This is a genomic window from Shewanella sp. Isolate7 (assembly GCF_022398425.1).
Lineage (GTDB): Bacteria > Pseudomonadota > Gammaproteobacteria > Enterobacterales > Shewanellaceae > Shewanella.
This window is the reverse complement of sequence record NZ_JAKEVJ010000208.1, coordinates 1-539: the sequence shown is the minus strand read 5'-3', so window position 1 is coordinate 539 and position 539 is coordinate 1. Positions and strand designations below refer to the sequence as shown.

Annotated in this window: 1 rRNA gene; it reads right to left on the bottom strand. The window is 37.1% G+C overall.

The features are described 5' to 3' along the window. Nucleotides 1-145, bottom strand: a 16S ribosomal RNA gene (locus tag L1D47_RS21055); the annotation flags it as partial. Nucleotides 146-539 lie beyond the last annotated feature (394 nt).

Below are 539 nucleotides of genomic sequence, written 5' to 3'. Positions count from 1 at the left end.
CCACTACTCGGTACGTTCCAATATATTACTCACCCGTTCGCCACTCGCCGACAATAGTGCAAGCACTATCTCGCTGCCGTCCGACTTGCATGTGTAAAGCATGCCGCCAGCGTTCAATCTGAGCCAGGATCAAACTCTTATGTTTAATCTCTAACTTAATAACTTCTGGTCTGCTTCAAAGAAACTAACAAAGAGCAATCAGCAAAAAATACTAATCACAATCTTGTCTGTTTTTGTCGCAGTGTGAGACCATCAGGCACTCACACTTATCGGTAATCTGTTCTGTTAAAGAGCTTTAGATTCTTAAAATAACTTGTAATATCCAACAAAATCTGTCAAACTTATCAGTTATCTTCTTTTCTTTGCTGCCGTAGCAGCGAAGAACCGAACTATACGCTTAACACCTAAATCCGTCAAGCATTTCAAAACATTTTTTTACAAAAACTTAAGACAAATTTATTAACCACATGAAATTTAATATAATTTGTTGCAATAAAAAACAGCCTAAATATTGCCTTTCAGGCTGCTTTCTCTATATT